This is a genomic window from Myxococcus sp. CA040A (genome assembly GCF_013336725.1).
Taxonomy (GTDB): Bacteria; Myxococcota; Myxococcia; order Myxococcales; family Myxococcaceae; genus Myxococcus; species Myxococcus llanfairpwllgwyngyllgogerychwyrndrobwllllantysiliogogogochensis.
The window spans coordinates 1,037,657-1,054,020 of the sequence record NZ_JABUMR010000001.1 but is presented as its reverse complement, the minus strand read 5'-3'; the positions used below and the strand labels follow the sequence as shown (position 1 = coordinate 1,054,020).

Annotated in this window: 11 protein-coding genes; 5 read left to right on the top strand and 6 right to left on the bottom strand. The window is 69.4% G+C overall.

What is annotated here, in order from left to right:
• Positions 1–90: 90 nt before the first annotated feature.
• Positions 91–1,080: a 30S ribosomal protein S2 gene (gene rpsB, locus HUA75_RS04340; protein ID WP_141645589.1), complete on the bottom strand. Its 990-nt coding sequence runs from the start codon at positions 1,078–1,080 to the stop codon at positions 91–93.
• A 392-nt stretch (positions 1,081–1,472) separates the two neighbouring features.
• On the bottom strand, positions 1,473–4,316 hold the full coding sequence (gene secA, locus HUA75_RS04335; protein ID WP_174453330.1) for a preprotein translocase subunit SecA: 2,844 nt from the start codon (positions 4,314–4,316) through the stop codon (positions 1,473–1,475).
• Positions 4,317–4,671: 355 nt separating this feature from the next.
• On the opposite strand from secA, the gene rlmM reads away from it, so the two are divergent.
• Both rlmM and HUA75_RS04325 read left to right on the top strand, forming a co-directional pair.
• On the top strand, positions 4,672–5,694 hold the full coding sequence (rlmM, locus tag HUA75_RS04330; RefSeq protein ID WP_174485606.1) for a 23S rRNA (cytidine(2498)-2'-O)-methyltransferase RlmM: 1,023 nt from the start codon (positions 4,672–4,674) through the stop codon (positions 5,692–5,694).
• A 49-nt stretch (positions 5,695–5,743) separates the two neighbouring features.
• Positions 5,744–6,454 carry a diguanylate cyclase gene (locus tag HUA75_RS04325; RefSeq protein ID WP_174453328.1) on the top strand — a complete coding sequence of 237 codons (711 nt, stop codon included), beginning with the start codon at positions 5,744–5,746 and terminating at the stop codon, positions 6,452–6,454.
• Between the two features lie 118 nt (positions 6,455–6,572).
• Here the strand turns inward: HUA75_RS04325 and HUA75_RS04320 are convergent, their stop codons facing one another.
• The 4 genes from HUA75_RS04320 to HUA75_RS04305 all read right to left on the bottom strand — a co-directional run bounded on the left by HUA75_RS04320 (position 6,573) and on the right by HUA75_RS04305 (position 13,717).
• Positions 6,573–7,490, bottom strand: coding sequence for a M23 family metallopeptidase (locus tag HUA75_RS04320; RefSeq protein WP_141641070.1), 918 nt, complete (start codon positions 7,488–7,490; stop codon positions 6,573–6,575).
• A gap of 215 nt (positions 7,491–7,705) precedes the next feature.
• A complete protein-coding gene (locus tag HUA75_RS04315) occupies positions 7,706–8,503 on the bottom strand; it encodes a Stp1/IreP family PP2C-type Ser/Thr phosphatase (protein WP_141641069.1) in 798 nt (265 codons plus the stop codon).
• 60 nt (positions 8,504–8,563) lie between these two features.
• Positions 8,564–10,303, bottom strand: a complete 1,740-nt coding sequence (gene recN, locus HUA75_RS04310) for a DNA repair protein RecN (RefSeq protein WP_174485605.1) — start codon at positions 10,301–10,303, stop codon at positions 8,564–8,566.
• 147 nt (positions 10,304–10,450) lie between these two features.
• On the bottom strand, positions 10,451–13,717 hold the full coding sequence (locus HUA75_RS04305; protein ID WP_246136977.1) for an SNF2-related protein: 3,267 nt from the start codon (positions 13,715–13,717) through the stop codon (positions 10,451–10,453).
• A gap of 135 nt (positions 13,718–13,852) precedes the next feature.
• Between HUA75_RS04305 and HUA75_RS04300 the strand changes: the two genes are divergently transcribed.
• The 3 genes from HUA75_RS04300 (at position 13,853) to HUA75_RS04290 (ending at position 16,350) form a co-directional block, all read left to right on the top strand.
• On the top strand, positions 13,853–14,839 hold the full coding sequence (locus HUA75_RS04300) for a D-glycerate dehydrogenase (RefSeq protein ID WP_174485604.1): 987 nt from the start codon (positions 13,853–13,855) through the stop codon (positions 14,837–14,839).
• Positions 14,836–15,390 (top strand): adenine phosphoribosyltransferase, encoded by a 555-nt coding sequence (locus HUA75_RS04295; RefSeq protein ID WP_174485603.1) that lies wholly within the window; start codon positions 14,836–14,838, stop codon positions 15,388–15,390. Before HUA75_RS04300 ends, HUA75_RS04295 begins: the two co-directional genes overlap by 4 nt.
• Before the next feature lie 117 nt (positions 15,391–15,507).
• The gene (locus HUA75_RS04290) at positions 15,508–16,350 is read left to right on the top strand and encodes an alpha/beta fold hydrolase (protein ID WP_174485602.1); all 843 of its coding nucleotides are present in this window, start codon (positions 15,508–15,510) and stop codon (positions 16,348–16,350) included.
• Positions 16,351–16,364 lie beyond the last annotated feature (14 nt).

Below are 16,364 nucleotides of genomic sequence, written 5' to 3'. Positions count from 1 at the left end.
CGGCTACAGCGAAAAACAAGGACGGCCGGGTCGCAGGCATTCTGATGCGCCACCCGGCCGCCACGAACACTGGAGTACAGCGAGAGGCGACTACTCCTTCGCCGCCTCGCCACCCTCGGCCGCCGCGGGCTGCTCGGCCGCGGGCTGCTCGGCCACGGCCGGCGCGCCCTTCATCTCCACGAGAGGACCCCGGCGCTCGCCGCCACGGTCGCCACCACCGCGGTGGTCGCCACCCCGGCGATCCCGGTTGTCACGGCGCGGGCCACGGCGGTCGTCGCGGTCACGGCGGTCATCACGGCCCTCGCGCTCCTCCTGCTCGTCGCGCTCCGCCGCGCCAGAGGCGCGGTAACGGGCGGCGCCCTCGATGCAGGCCTCGGCGATCTTCGACGTGAAGAGCTTGATGGAGCGGATGGCGTCGTCGTTGCCGGGAATCACGAAGTCGATGCCGTCGGGATCGCAGTTCGTGTCGACCAGGCCAATCACGGGGATGCCCAGGCGGGTCGACTCGTGGATGGCGATGTGCTCCTTCTTCGGGTCGATGATGAAGACGCAGCGGGGCAGCTTCGACATCTCCTTCACGCCGCCCAGGTTCTTCTCGAGCTTCTCGCGCTCGCGCTCCAGCGAGGCGACTTCCTTCTTGGGCAGGCGCTCGAACGTCCCATCCTCGGCCATCTTCTCCAGCGTCTTCAGCCGGTCGATGCCCTGCTTGATGGTCTTGAAGTTGGTCAGCGTGCCACCCAGCCAGCGGCTGGTGACGAAGTACTGACCGGCGCGCGCGGCCTCCTCGCGGATGACGTCCTGCGCCTGCTTCTTGGTGCCGACGAAGAGCACCGTGCCGCCACGGGCCGTCACGTCCGCCACGAAGCGGAACGCCGAGCGGGCCATGGAGACCGTCTTCTGCAGGTCGATGATGTAGATGCCGTTGCGGGCACCGAAGATGTAGGGCTTCATCTTCGGGTTCCAGCGCTTCGTCTGGTGGCCGAAGTGGACGCCGGCCTCCAGGAGCTGCCGCATCGTGATGCCGCCGGCGGCGGCCATGGCCTGCTGCTGCGTCTGCGTTTCCTGCGTGTCGATCGACATGGTGTTTCTCCGGTTATTCCGCCACACCCGGGTGTTGCTCCGGCCGTGACTGCCGGGAGCGAGGGCCCTCCTTTCGGAGAAGTCCTCCACTCACGGGAGCACCGGCGACCGGCACGGGCGTGTGTGAAGTGGGTACGACTCGGGGTCAACACCCCCGGCCCCAGACTACGAGGCGGGGGGTCCTTAACAGAACCCTTCCCGACGGCGCAAGCTTCGCTTCACCGCCCGTGGCGGGAAGAAGGCTCGTGCTCGCCTCCCTGCCCTCCTGGCCCCCTTTCCAGGGCCCCGGGGACGGGCCGAGCGCCAGAAAGAGGACCGGCGCGGCCCGCCGTCCGACAACCCCGGACGGCGCCGCGCCGGCGCCCTACTTCCGACGTCCCGCGAAGAGGCGCCTAGACGCTGGCTTCCGCCGCGCCATGGCACTTCTTGTACTTGCGACCGCTGCCGCAGGGGCAGGGGTCATTGCGGCCCACGCGGGGGCCCTGCTGGGCGGCCGGCGTACGGGCCGCCGCGGCCACGGAGGCCTCGTCCAGCTTGCCCTCCGCCGTGCCACGGCCTTCCACCGCCTTGCGCTGCTGCTGGGCCAGCTGGCGCTGGATGCGGACGGCCTCTTCCTCCGCGCTGGTGGCGGAGCGGGGCTGCACGCGCATGAGCTGCGAGACGAACTGCGCCTTGATGGCGGACAGGGTCTGGATGAAGCCCTGGTAGCCCTCGCGCTTGTACTCCTGCTTCGGGTCCTTCTGGCCGTAGCCACGCAGGCCGATGCCCTGGCGCAGGTGGTCCATGCCCAGCAGGTGCTCCTTCCAGAGCCGGTCGATGGTCGCCAGGTAGTTGTACTGGAGGAAGCGCAGGAAGTTCTCGCCGAACTCCTCGTCGCGCGTGCGGAAGACCTTCTCCGCCGCCTTGTAGATGTGGTCCTGGAGTTCGTCGCGGTTGCCCACGCCCTCGAAGCCCATCTCCAGGTCGAACGTCTCCTTCACGTTCTTCGACAAGGCGTCCAGGTCCCACCCGTCCGAGCCCTTGGTGGGCGCGTACGTGTCCACGGTGGAGACGATGACGTCCTCCAGCGCGTCCAGGACCATCTCCTTGAAGTCCGCCCAGCTCACCATCCGCTCGGAGCGGCTCTTCACGCGCGTCTTCGGGTCCTCGGTGAACTCCACCAGGGGGACGCCCGCGCCCGCGGCCAGCACCTGACGACGCAGCTTGTAGATGGTGCGCCGCTGCTGGTTCATCACGTCGTCGTACTCGAGCAGGTTCTTGCGGATGTCGAAGTTGTGTCCCTCGACACGCTTCTGGGCCCCTTCAATCGCGCGGGACAGCCAGATGTGCTCGATGACCTCGCCCTCCTCCATGCCCAGCCGCTCCATGAGTCCCTGGATGCGCTCCGAGCCGAAGATGCGCATCAGGTCATCCTCGAGCGAGAGGAAGAACCGGCTGGCGCCCGGGTCACCCTGGCGACCGGCGCGGCCGCGCAGCTGGTTGTCCACGCGGCGCGACTCGTGGCGCTCGGTGCCGATGATGAACAGGCCGCCGGCCGCCATCACCTCCTCGCGCTCCTGCTTCGTCTCCGTCTCCAGCCGGGCCTGGGCGGCGACGAGCCGCTGCTCCCAGTCCGCCAGCTCCTGCTGGTAGGCGACCATCGGGTCCACCTGCGGCGCGGCGCCATCCACCGGGGGCGGCAGCGGCGCGGGGGCCTCCGGCGGGGGGCCCACGGAGGCCTTGGCGAGCACCTCCGCGTTGCCACCCAGGAGGATGTCCGTTCCACGGCCGGCCATGTTGGTGGAGATGGTGACGGCGCCCTTGCGGCCCGCCTGCGCGACGATGTCCGCCTCGCGCTGGTGCTGCTTGGCGTTGAGGACGTTGTGGGGGACGCCACGCTTCTTCAGGAAGTTGGCGACCACCTCGCTCTTGGCGATGGACACCGTGCCCACCAGCACCGGCTGCCCATTCTTGTGCAGCTCTTCAATCTGCGCGGCCACCGCCTCGAACTTCTCGCGCTCCGTCTTGTAGACCACGTCCTGCTGGTCCTTGCGGACGTTGGTGCGGTTGGTCGGGATGACGCGGACGTCCAGGTTGTAGATCTTCGCGAACTCCTCCGCCTCCGTGTCCGCGGTGCCCGTCATGCCGGACAGCTTGGTGTACATGCGGAAGTAGTTCTGGAACGAGATGGTCGCCAGCGTCTGGTTCTCGTTCTCGATCTTCACGCCCTCCTTGGCCTCAATCGCCTGGTGGAGGCCGTCGGACCAGCGGCGGCCCGGCATCTGGCGGCCGGTGAACTCGTCGACGATGACGACCTCGCCGTCCTTCACCACGTAGTCCTTGTCGCGCTTGTAGAGCGTGTGCGCGCGCAGGCCCTGCTCCACGTGGTGGAGCGTCTCGATTTCGCCCGGGTCGTAGAGGTTGGACACGCTCAGCCGCTTCTGCAGCTTCTCGATGCCGTCATCCGTCAGGGACACCGAGCGGTGCTTCTCGTCCAGGGTGAAGTCCTGGTCCGGGACGAGGCCGGGGATGACCTGGTCCACCCGGTAGTACTTGTCCGTGCTGTCCTCGGTGGGACCGGAGATGATGAGCGGGGTGCGGGCCTCGTCGATGAGGATGGAGTCCACCTCGTCCACAATCGCGTAGTTCAGCTCGCGCTGGACGTAGTCCTGCAGGCGGAACTTCATGTTGTCGCGCAGGTAGTCGAAGCCGAACTCGTTGTTCTGCCCGTAGGTGATGTCCGAGCGGTAGGCTTCCTGGCGCTGCTTGTCCGACAGCTCGTGGAGCACGCAGCCCGTCGTCATGCCCATGAACTTGTAGACGCGCCCCATCCACTCCGCGTCGCGGCGGGCGAGGTAGTCGTTCACCGTCACCACGTGCACCCCGCGCCCGGACAGGGCGTTGAGGTAGCAGGGCAAGGTGGCCGTCAGCGTCTTGCCTTCACCGGTGCGCATCTCCGCGATGCACCCCTCGTGCAGGAACATGCCGCCGATGAGCTGGACGTCATAGTGACGCTGGCCGATTTCGCGGCGCGCGCCTTCACGGATGAGCGCGAAGGCCTCGAAGAGCATGCTGTCGAGCGGCCTCCCGTTCTGAATCTCCTGCTTCAGCCGAGCCGTCTCGGCAGGAAAGTCCTCGTCCTTGAGGGCCCGCATCCGGCTCTCCAGCTCGTTGATGCGGATGACCTTCTCGCGGGCCTTCTTGAGCTCGCGCTCATTCTTGGTCCCGATGAGCTTCTTCAGCGTCCATTCGATCATTCGTTGACTCTCTCGCGGCCGGAGAATCCTCGAAGGACGGCGGCGAGTGAAGGGAAATCCCTGGAGATGTAAGGGAGGCTTGGTGGGAAACCACGCGCGCCTCTTGAAACTTCCTCTCGGCCGGTTGCCCAGCGCGCATCGGTTCAGAGTAAAGCGGAACGGAGCCCACGCAATGTCCCCTCCGCGAAATCCCCGCCGCCGGCCTGCCCGGGGCGCCCCCTCGAAGTCCCCTCGTCGCCCCGGCCGCCCGGCGCCGCCCGCCCACCGCAAGCCCGCCCCCACCCAGGGTGGGTCGGCCCCTGCACGCACCGCGCCGCCCCCTCCCCCCGCCCCCCCGAGGGCGCGCGTTCCCCCCATGCCCGCACAGACGCAGCCGCCCCAGGTGGGACGCTGGCTGTGGACCTGCCGGGCCGGGTTCGAGCCCCACCTCTTCGAGGAGCTGGCCTGGGCGGGCATGGCCCCTCGCCTGCTTGGAGAGGCCCTGGTGGAGAGCGACTCGCAGCCGGGCCTCGCTCCCGCCTTCGCCCGCGCGGCCTGGCGGGTGGTCGCCTCGCTGCCTCCGGGAACGTCCGACGTCCAGGCGGACGCGGCGGCCCGGGCCATCGTCTCCCTGCCGGGGACGGCCCCCTGGGTCCTCCAGTCCTTCACGCCCGACAGCCCTCGGGGCAACACGCTGGCGGCCGTGGCGGAGGCGCTGGAGGCGGCGGTGCGCACGCGGCTGCCCTCGGAGCGGCTGCTCGACGACGCGGCGCGGGCGCGGGAGTCCGGCGCCCGGCTGGTGACGCTGTGCGTGGCACCCGACGGCGTGACGGCCGTGGGCGCGGTCTCCGCGCGCGAAGCCCTGTCCCTGGCCCCTGGAGGGCGGCGACGCATGCGCCGGGAGGTCGAGTCCCCCTCGCGCGCCGCCATGAAGCTGGAGGAAGCGCTGGATGGCCTGGCCTTCGAGCCGGGGCGCGGCGACGTCTGCGTGGACCTGGGCGCGGCGCCCGGGGGTTGGACGCAGCGACTGGTGGCCCGGGGCGCGAAGGTGGTGGCGGTGGACCCGGCGAAGCTGATGCCCGAGCTGGCCTCGAATGGCCGGGTGAAGCACATCCAGGAGAGCGCCTTCTCCTATGCCCCCGAGGAGCCCGCCGACTGGCTCTTCTGCGACATGGCGTGGCGTCCGCTGGAGGTGGCCCAGCTGCTCGCCAAGTGGGGGCGCCGGGGCTGGGCAAGCCACCTGGTGGCCAACATCAAGCTGCCCATGAAGGACAAGAACCCGGTCCTCCTGCGCGTGCGCCACACGCTCGTCGAGGAGGGCGGCTGGGAGGGCCTCACCGTCCGGCAGCTCTACCATGACCGGGATGAGGTGACGGTGACGGCCCACCGGCTGCGCTGACGGGAAGCCCCTGCGCGGGGCCTCGCGACGCGCTAGAGAAGCCAGTCAGATGCCCTATCCGCTCGACGACGCCACCGCCACCGCCCTCATCGCCCTCCACCCCTGGGTGCTGACCCGCAGCCCCCAGGCGCCCGTGCAGGCAGCCGTCGAGGTGCTCCTCCAGGCCGAGCAGGCCCGTCGCGGCCACCCGGACCCGAAGACGGGCGCGCTCCAGGTCCCCGCCCTCACCCAGGGGAGTCTCCTGAAGGAGGAGTACGACCTGTCCACGCATGCGCACCATGACGGCTGGCGCGTGGGCGCAGTCATCGCGGACGTGAAGGAGATGATTTCCCTCAACGCCCGCTTCGGCTTCGCCATTGGCGACGCGATTCTGCGCGCCACCGTGGAGTCGCTCGCCGCGCAGTACCCGGGCGCCAAGGTGATTCGCCTGCACCCGGACGCCTTCGCCGCGCTGCTGGTGCCCACCTCACAGCTCACCGTGAGCGCGGACCTGGCCGGCCCCACCCACGAGCGCCTCTCACGCGACGTGCGCCGGGTGCTCCCCGAGGGCACGCCCGACACGGACGCCCCGAGCTGGACGGTGAGCCTGCTGGAGGTGACGGTGGACTCGCCCTCGCACTGGCAGGTGCTGGGCCCGCTGCTCTGGGCCGAACTGGAGCGCGCCCACGTCATGCAGCGCAGCGGACGCGCCGATGGACTCCAGCAGCGACGGCTCCGGCTGGACGCATCCATCCCAGGGCCCGCCACGCTCTCTCGTTGAGGAAGGCCAGGGGGGGCTTTGCGTCCCAGGGGCGAGCCAGAAGGCCCGACGTCCCTGGGTCCCGCGCCTGCAACCACCCTCCCGAGCCAGGCCCGGGAGGCACCGCGCACTCCGAGGACTACTCCTCGAGGATGAACTTGCGCGGGTTCTGGGGGATGCCGTTGACGCGGACCTCGTAGTGCAGGTGCGGTCCGGTGGAGCGGCCCGTGTTGCCGACCGCGGCGATGAGCGAGCCGCGCTTCACGCGGTCTCCCGCCTTCACCAGCATCTTCGCCAGGTGGCCGTAGCGCGTCTTGATGCCGTAGCCGTGGTCCACGACGATGACGTTGCCGTAGCCACCCTCCAGGCCCGCGAACACCACCGTGCCGTCCGACGGCGAGAAGACTTCCTTGCCATGGGGCGCGGCGATGTCGAGACCCGCGTGCATGACGCGGTCGGCGGTGTACGGGTCCACTCGCTGGCCAAAGTCGCTCGTCACCCAGCCACGCGCGGGCCAGACGGACGGCGTGGAGGCGAGCAGCGACTTCTGGTCCTGGAAGTACGCCTGCAGCTCCTGGAGGCTCTGCTCCTGACGGGTGGCCTCCGCGCTCAGCTTGTCCAACCGGCCCATCAGCAGCTTGGGCGTCTCGGTGGTGGTCAGCTGGGTGAACTGGGTGTCCGTCGTCGGCACCTGGGTGCCCGCTTCCGGCTCCGTGGGGCCCATGGCCAGGTTGCGCTGCGGGTCCGACAGCAGCGTCATTGCCCGGAGCTTCTGGTCGAACCGCTCCACCCGGTCCAACGTGGAGCCGATGTGCTCGATTCGCTCCCGCACCGACTTGAGCTGCGAGCGCAGCGTCAGGTTCTCCTCGCGGAGGATGCGGTTCTCGGAGGCGTCCGCCGCCACCTGGAAGTAGTGGATGCTCGCACCCGCGCTCAGTCCCACCACCAGCATCAACCCCATCCCCACCTGCATCAGGAACGAGCGTTGGATGGTGTACCGCTTCACCGGCGCGTCATGGTCCGGGATCACCATCAACGTGAAGGACTTTTTCGCCACGGGACAGCTCCCTGCTTGCGTGGGACATCCGGCGCCAGAAGCTAAGTCGCTCCGTGTCGCCCAACACCTCCCCCCACCGCCACACCCCGCCTGCTTCGTCTCCCGGCGACGTCTGCCAGGGTTGGAAACGTTTGGGCAGCTACCATTCAGTTTCCAAGAGTGTCAAGGTCAACAGTGACCTGACGAGGTGTTTGTCGGCCACGGGGCCGGGTGCCTCAGGGGGCGACCCGCACCACGATGACGGTGATGTTGTCGTCGCCGCCGCGCTCGTTGGCGAAGTCGACGAGACGCTTGGGCACGTCCTCGAAGCTCTGCGCCTGGGCCACGACCTCGTGGATTTCGCGGTCCTCGAGCATGTTGGCCAGGCCGTCCGAACACAGCAGGAACACGTCGCCGGGCTCGGAGACGAGCCCCATCACGTCCACCTGGACTTCCTCTTCGAAGCCCACGGAGCGGGTGATGATGTTCTTGTAGCGGGAGTGCTTGGCCTCCTCCGGCGTAATCATCCCCGCCTTGATCTGCTCGTTGACCAGCGAGTGGTCCTCGGAGATCTGCTGGATGAGGTCGCCCCGGATGAGGTACGCGCGGCTGTCACCCACGTGGGCGAAGAAGGCGTGCTCATCGCGCACCACGAGGGAAATCACCGTGGTGCCCATGCCGGACAGCCGTGGGTCTTCCTGCGCCGCCGTGTAGATGGCGAGACACGCCTTCTCCACGGCCGTGCGCAGGGCCTCCGGTATCGGTGAGTCCTGGAGGTTGGGCACGGACAGGAACGGATTGTCCTTTCCCTCCCGAGCCCGCCGGAGCTCCTTGTCGATGGTCTCGACGGCGATGCGCGACGCGGTACCGCCGCCGGCATGGCCGCCCATTCCATCCGCCACGACGTAGAGCTGCAGCTCATCGTCGATGAGGAAACTGTCCTCGTTGTGGTTGCGCTTCCGCCCGACGTCCGTCAGGCCAGCGGAAACGACTTTGAGGCGGGAGGCCGCGGTCAGCCCTGCGGTGTTGGACACACCAATGATGCTATGTGAGACCCACCGATGGGGCAAGGACACGGATGACCTTGCAGCGCGTCAAGCCAATCTTCGGAGGCGGCCACGGGGTCCTCCCTCGGGTCCGGACTCCCGCCGGGTCCTCGGTGCCCCCAGGGAACGGTGGGCCGAGCGCACCAGGGCCTCCGCCGCCCCCAGCGCCTCCCGCGTCACCTCCACGCCGGACATCATCCGGGCCAGCTCCCGCGTGCGGTCCGCGCCCGCCGCCAGAACAGTCACCTGGGAGACGGTTCGCTCCGCCTTCACCGCCTTGCGGATGAGCAGATGGGCGTCCGCGTAGGCCGCCACCTGGGGCAGATGGGTGATGCAGAGCACCTGACGGTGACCGCTCACCTCCTTGATCATCCGCCCCACCACGTCCGCAATCGCGCCGCTGACGCCCGCGTCGGCCTCGTCCAGCACGTAGCAGCCACACGCGTCGCTGCCCGCCAGGGCCCGCTTCAGGGCCAACAGCAACCGGCTCGCCTCACCACCCGAGGCCACCTTCGCCAGGGGCCGCGCCGGCTCTCCGGGGTTCGCGCTGAAGAAGAACTCCACCTCGTCCGCGCCATCCGGACGCAGCGTTTCCCCGGGCGTCACGCGCACCTCGAAGGCCGCCTTGCCCATGGCCAGGTGCCCCAGGCCCTCGCGCACCTGCGCGGAGAACTCCACCGCGCTCGTCGTCCGGGCCTTCGACAGCCCCCGGGCCGCCTTGCGCGCGCGCTCCTCCACCTTTCGCCGCTCCGTGGCCAGCTCCTCGAGCACTTCCTGGCGGTTCTCCAGCGTGCCCAGCTCCGCCTCGATTTCGCCGCGCTTCTTCAGCACGCCGTCCAGCGTGGCGCCGTGCTTGCGGCACAGCCGCTTGAGGCCATCCAGCCGCTCGTCCACGTCCGCCAGCCGCGTCGGGTCCGACTCCAGCCCCTCCACGTACCGGTTGAGCCGCCGCTGCGCCTCCTCCAGCTCCGACAGGGCCGTGCTCAGCGACTGCGCCACCGGCGACAGCGTCGCGTCGAACTTCACCGCGTCGTGCACCAGCCCCAGGGCGCGGCCCACCGTCTCCAGCGCCGAGGCCTCTTCCCCCGCCACGAGGAGCTCCGCTTCCGCCCCGAGGCGCTTGAGCTTCTCCGCGCTCGACAGGCGCTTGCGCTCGACGTCCAGCTTCACGTCCTCGCCCGACTCCGGGTCGATGCGCGCGATTTCGTCGAGCTGGAAGCGCAGGAACTCCGCGCGCTCCCGCACCTTCGCCTCGTCCCCACCCAGGGCCTCCATGCGCGCGTCCACCTCCCGCAGCGCGGAGTACTCCCCGAAGTAGGACGCCAGCGCCACCTCCACCTCCCCGTACCTGTCGAGGAGCACCCGGTGCAGGCCCGAGTCGAAGAGGCTGACGTGCTCGTGCTGCCCCGCGAGGTCCACCGCCCCCCGCGTCAGCTTGGCCAGCACCCCCACCGTGACGAGGGCGCCGTTGACGTAGACCTTGCCCCTTCCGGTGCGCCCCAACACGCGACGCACCAGCACCTCCTCGCCCAAGTCTGGAAGGCCCAGCTCCTCCAGGCGCGCGCCCAGCACCGGCGTGCGTGCGAAGACGCCCTCCACGGACGCCTCCTCGCAGCCGGCGCGGATGACATCCGCGTCCGCCCTGCCTCCCAGCAGCAAGCCCAATGAATCCACGAGGATGGACTTGCCCGCACCTGTCTCACCCGTGAGGACGGTGAGGCCGGCTCCGAACGCCACCTCCACCTCCTCGATCACCGCCACGTTCGAAATCCGCAGACCCAGCAGCACGCGCGCCCTCCAATGTCCGTACGACGGCCCTGGCACTGAACACCCTAGCAGGTCCCACTGACACTGCACAGGCGTTCTGGTCAGCCGCACGGATGGCGGGCGGGGGGAGGGCGGAGTTCCGTTGGAACCCCAACCCTCCCCTCCGTCTCAGGACTGGCTCTCGGTGAAGAGCTCCTGGATGTCCTGCTCGGTGAGGGTCCTCGCCATCTCGTCACCCTCTCCACCGAGCACTCCGGCGGCGAGGTCTCGCTTGCGACGCTGGAGGGAGAGAATCTTCTCCTCCACCGTGCCGCGGGTAATCAGCTTGTAGCTGATGACGGCGCGCGTCTGACCGATGCGGTGCGTACGGTCCGTGGCCTGGTCTTCCACGGCCGGGTTCCACCACGGGTCGAAGTGGATGACGTAGTCGGCCGCGGTGAGGTTGAGGCCGGTGCCACCCGCCTTCAAGGAGATGAAGAACAGGGGCGGTCCGTCCGGGCGGTTGTACTCGTCCACCTTGCCCATGCGGTCCTTGGTGCGACCGTCCAGGTAGAGGTAGCGCAGGCCCTTCTTGTCCGCCTCCTGCTTGAGCAGCTCCAGCATCTCCGTGAACTGGCTGAACACCAGGGCCCGGTGGCCTTCCGCCACCAGGTCCTCCACCAGCTCCATGAAGCGCTCGACCTTCGCGCTGGGCGGCAACAACGTGCCCGGGGGCATCTTGAGCAGGCGCGGATCACAACACACCTGCCGCAGCCGCATGAGCGCGGCGAGAATCGACACGCGGCTGCGCTTGAAGCCGACCTTCTCGATGCTCTCGCTGACCTTGCGGCGGCTCTCCTCCATCACCTCGCGATAGAGGGCGGCCTGACCGGGCTCCATCTCGCACCAGGCGACGCTCTCCGTCTTCGGCGGCAGGTCCTTGGCCACCTCCGTCTTCAGGCGACGCAGGATGAAGGGCTGGATGCGCCGGCGCAGCCTGTCCCTCGCGGAGGCGTCGTTCGCCACCTGGATGGGCTGCTCGTACCTGTCGCTGAAGCTGTCCGCGCTGCCGAGGAAGCCCGGCATGAGGAAGTCGAAGATGCTCCACAGCTCCGACAGCCGGTTCTCCAGCGGCGTACCCGTGAGCGCCAGTCGCGTGTCGCTCGGAAGCGACTTGCACGCCTGCGCCGTGGCGCTGTCCGCGTTCTTGATGTTCTGCGCCTCGTCCAGAATCACGAAGCGGAAGCCCACCTGGGACAGCTGATCCAGGTCTCTTCGCACCAGCGCGTAGGACGTGAGCACCAGGTCCATGCCCTTCAGGTCCTCGGCGCGCTCCTTGCGGTCCTGCCCGTGCCACACCATGGCCTTGAGGCCCGGGGTGAAACGCTCCGCCTCGCGCTCCCAGTTGGCGAGCACGCTGGTGGGCGCCACGACGAGCGACGGCTTGCGCCCCTCTTCGTTCGCCATCTTCTGCAGGAGGCTGAGCGACTGCACCGTCTTGCCCAAGCCCATGTCGTCCGCGAGGATTCCGGACAGGCCATGGCGGCGCAGGAACCAGAGCCAGGACAGGCCCGCCTCCTGGTAGTGCCGGAGCGTGGCGTGGAGCCCGTCGGGCACCGCGACCTTCGGCACGCCCGCCGTCTCGCGCAGCTCCAGCATCGCCTGCCGGGCCTTCGCCTCCACCTCGGTGAACTCACCCAGGTCCGCGAGCAGGTCCAACGCCACCGCCTGGTGCAACGGCAGCCGCGTGCGGGACCGGCCCGGCAGCGCACCCGCCTCTTCCAGCAGGTCCGCCACGCGCTTGATTTCGGCCGGGTCCGCTTCAGCGAACGAGCCGTCCTTCAGCGGCACGAACTTGCGGCCGGAGTCCAGCCACATGCGCACCGCGCCCAGGTCCACCGCCTGGTCGTCCGTGACGAACTCGGCGTCCAGGTCGAACCACTGCACGCCGCTCATGCCCACGCGGATGCGCGGCTTGAGCTTCGGGCGCAGCCTCACCTTGGGCGCCTGCACTCCGAAGCGCTCCCACTCCGCCGGCAGCGAGGCGAGCCCGCGCGCCCAGAACTCCAGCGCCACGTCGCCCGTCGCGTCGAACACCTGCGCCTGCGGCTCGAAGCGCAGGCCCTGGTCCAACAGCAGCTTGCCCGCGGCTCGCTCCAGGTCCTCGCGACGACGGTACAGCTTGCGGCTGTCCCCACCCACGCCACTGGCGTAGCCCAGGTGCGTGGCCGTGGGAGACACCGGCGCCGTCGTCTGCCCGTAACGCGCGGCCAACTGCGCCTTCACGCGCTCCGGAGTGCCCTCGAGCGTCAGCACGAAGTGCGGCTCCACCGCCTCGTCCACCTCGATGTCGTCCGCCTTCAACGACATGCGGAAGCGCGGCAGGTGCGCGGCGAAGAACGTCAGCACCCGGTCCAACTGTCCCGAGGGGAAGGACATGCTGGGCTCCAGCAGCCACTTGCGCAGCAGCCGGGGCGGGAAGTCGGGCTCCACCGGGTGGAGGTTCTGCGCCTGGATGACCCAGGTGCGCCGGCCCGACAGGATGATGACGTCCTTGAGCGAGTAGCTCAGCCCGTCCGGGAAGAGCAGCTCGATGCGCGCCGTGGCGCCGTCCGGCCGGGACTCCAGGCGAATCTGCGGACGGATGGGCACTTCCGTGTTGATGAGCGCCGTGCCCCGGTAGATGACCCGCCGCTGGCGCAGCAGGTCCATCGCCTCGCTCAACTCCTCGTCCGACAGGACGATGCGCGAGTCGTAGCGATGCTCGTGGCGCGACAACGCCATGAAGACGCGCTCGTCGGCGGGGGAGATGCGTCCCCCCGTCTGGAGGGTCCGCTTGACGTGGATGGGCCCCTTGGTCTGCGCGTCCTGCCGGCGCACGTCCACGACCCACTGGCGACTGCCCGAGTTCGTGTTCGCCGCCGTCAGCCGGTAGAAGAACTCATAGTCCGGCTGCGAGGACAGGCCCAGCCAGCTCTCCACCTTCGCGAGCGCGGGCAGGTTGACGGCGTCCACCACGGGGCCTTCCGGCTCCACGGGGACCTCGTTGTCCACCACCTCGTTGTTGCCGTTGGGCGCGGTGGGTTCGACAGGCGCGGCGACCACCGGCTGGGGCCGGGGAGGCGGCCGGAAACGCGCGGCATAGATGAGCGCGGCGGCCACCACATGCTTGCAGTGGGGACCATCGACGTTCCACGACTGACACGTGCAGGTGGACGTGGCTCGACCGTCTCCGAGCGCGAGCACGACTTCATAGCGCTCGCCCGTGGAGGAGGCGACCTGCGCGCGGATGTGGTCCCCTTCACGTTGGAGCCCGAAGACGCGGCGGGACTCCGCCACTTCTCGGCCCTTCTTGAAGATGGTGGGTTGGACTTCAGCCTTCAGGGCCCTGAGCCACTGGGTGTCCTGAGGAGGGAGGGCGTCTCGGATGTCGGCGGTGGATTGCACGGCTGGCACAGGCCCCTGGCTCCTAAGCGCCGGGGAACCCCTGCCACTAGCACAGCAAGAGGGCTCCCGCTCGCGGGAAATGTGGATGAGTCGGCCAGCGGAAGCAGCCACCGACATCAGGCTATGAGACCATCAACGCTCGCCATGGCCCGGACCGTCCGCCCCCGTGTCTTCGTGACCCGCCAGCTCCCTGGAGAGGCCCTCGGCCGACTGAGCAGGCTCGTGGACCTGTCCGTCTGGGAGGAGGAACTGCCACCTTCCCGTGACACCTTGATGGCCCAGGCGGCCCTCTGCGAGGGGCTCGTCACCTTGCTGACGGACCGTGTGGACGCTCGCCTGCTTGACTGCGCCCCGAACCTCCGGGCGGTCAGCAACGTGGCCGTGGGCTACGACAATATCGACGTTCCCGCCTGCACCGGGCGGCGCGTGGCGGTGGGAAATACCCCAGGCGCCCTCACGGAGACCTCCGCGGACTTCGCCTTCGCCCTGATTCTGGGGCTGGCCCGGCGCGTGGCGGAGGCGGACGCCTTCGTCCGGGCGGGCAAGTGGAAGACCTGGAGCCCCACCCTCCTCCTGGGGACGGATGTGTACGGCGCCACCCTGGGTATCGTCGGCCCGGGGGCCATCGGCTCGGCGGTGGCCCGGCGGGCCCGGGGCTTCGGGATGCGCATCCTGTACGTCAGCCGCGAGCCGAAACCGGCGCTGGAGGCCCAGACGGGCGCCCGCCAGGTGGACAAGGCCACGCTCCTGGCCGAAGCGGACATCCTCACCCTGCATGTCCCGTTGACTCCCGCGACGAAGCACTGGGTGGGACGCGCGGAGCTGGCCGCGATGAAGCCGGGGGCGCTGCTCGTCAACACGGCGCGAGGCGGAGTCATCGACCAGGACGCCCTCGTCGAGGCCCTTCGCGAGGGAAGGCTGGGAGGCGCGGCCCTGGACGTGACGCAGCCCGAGCCCCTTCCCCCGGACAGCCCACTGATGACCCTGCCCAACGTCCTGCTGGCGCCGCACATCGCCAGCGCGTCACATGCCACGCGGGGGCGCATGGCCTCCATGGCGGTGGACAACCTGCTGGCCGCGCTGGAGGGACGGCGGCCACCCCACTGCGTCAACCCGGAGGTCTTCGAATGAGCCTGCCCGCCGCGAGCATCACCGACACCACCCTCGTCGCCGACCTGAATGCCCGCCTGCGCGACGTGCCGGACTTCCCCAAGCCGGGCATCGTCTTCAAGGACATCACCCCCGTGCTCGCGGACCCGCGCCTGTTCGGCCGGGTCATCAACGCCATGGCCGCGCCGTTCCGGGGCCAGCACATCACCAAGGTCGTCGGCGTGGAGGCCCGCGGCTTCCTCCTCGGCGCGCCCATCGCCCTCGCGCTGGGCTCGGGCTTCGTCCCCGCGCGCAAGCCGGGCAAGCTGCCCCACCGCTCCATCGTGGAGCGCTACTCGTTGGAGTACGGCGCGGATGGCGTGGAGATGCACGAGGACGCCATCCTCCAGGGCGAGCGCGTGCTGGTGGTGGATGACGTGCTCGCCACCGGTGGCACGGCGGAGGCCACCGCGAAGCTGGTGAAGCGACTGGGCGGAGAGCTGGTGGGCTTCAGCTTCCTCATCAGCCTCGACTTCCTCGAGGGTCCCCAGCGCCTGGGGCGCGACAAGGTGACGGCGCTGCTGACGTTCTGACGGGACGCCCCGGCAAGTCCGAGCGACCCGGGCCTCCATCCCTTCCCCGCCCGCCTGCTGCCGTGCTTCCGGCGCATGTCCACCTGAGGAAAGAAGCCTCGTTCGACAGGGGGAGACATGCCCGAGGTGCGCTCCACCGGTGGTGCCCGCATCCGCTACGACGACGTCGGCCAGGGAGCGCTCACGCTGCTCTTCATTCCCGGCTGGTGCACCCGCCGCGACATCTTCAGTCCTCTCGTCACCCTCTGTGCGGAGCGACACCGGGTGCTCTGCGTGGACCTGCGCGGCCACGGAGAATCCGAACACGGTGACGAAGACTTCGACAGCGACACCGTGCTCGAGGACCTGCTCGCCGTGATTGACGCCAGCGGCGCGCGGCAGGTGGTGCCGGTGGCCATCTCCCATGCGGGTTTCCTGGCGCTGGAGCTGCGGCGCGAGCTGGGCGCGGAGCGAATCCCCCAGCTCGTGGTGCTGGACTGGATTGTCACCGAGCCGCCCCCGCCCTTCCTGGCGACGCTTCGGGGCCTGATGTCGGAGCGCTGGGGACGCACGCGCGACGAGCTGTTCCAGCAGTGGACCCGGGGCGTGGAGAACAAGGACGTCCTGCGCGCCGTCCATGAGGACATGCTCGAGTTCTCCGAGGAGATGTGGGCCCGGGCCGCGCGCGAAATCGCCGCCGCCTACTCGCGGGAGGGCTCACCGCTTCGCGCACTCGCCGGACTGAGCCCCGCGACGCCGACGCTGCACCTGTACTCGCAGCCGGACACGCACGACTACCTGGAGACCCAGGTGGCCTTCGCCGCCACCCATCCGTGGTTCCACGTCATGAAGCTGCCCGCCGTCAGCCACCTGCCCACGCTGGAGGTACCGGGGCTCGTCGCCGTCGGAATCGAGGCCCTCGTCTCGGGACGGAGGACCGCCGTCAGCACGGCCCACCCGGACCTCGGCCCCCGGGGCTGACCTCCCCCCCCCGC

Bases quoted from the DNA above. Each gene is read 5' to 3' on its own strand.
- HUA75_RS04290 (WP_174485602.1), top strand. From the start codon at position 15,508: ATGCCCGAGGTGCGCTCCACCGGTGGTGCCCGCATCCGCTACGACGAC.
- HUA75_RS04325 (WP_174453328.1), top strand. From the start codon at position 5,744: ATGCCCTATCCGCTCGACGACGCCACCGCCACCGCCCTCATCGCCCTC.
- rlmM (WP_174485606.1), top strand. From the start codon at position 4,672: ATGCCCGCACAGACGCAGCCGCCCCAGGTGGGACGCTGGCTGTGGACC.
- secA (WP_174453330.1), bottom strand. From the start codon at position 4,316: ATGATCGAATGGACGCTGAAGAAGCTCATCGGGACCAAGAATGAGCGC.
- HUA75_RS04295 (WP_174485603.1), top strand. From the start codon at position 14,836: ATGAGCCTGCCCGCCGCGAGCATCACCGACACCACCCTCGTCGCCGAC.
- HUA75_RS04300 (WP_174485604.1), top strand. From the start codon at position 13,853: ATGGCCCGGACCGTCCGCCCCCGTGTCTTCGTGACCCGCCAGCTCCCT.
- rpsB (WP_141645589.1), bottom strand. From the start codon at position 1,080: ATGTCGATCGACACGCAGGAAACGCAGACGCAGCAGCAGGCCATGGCC.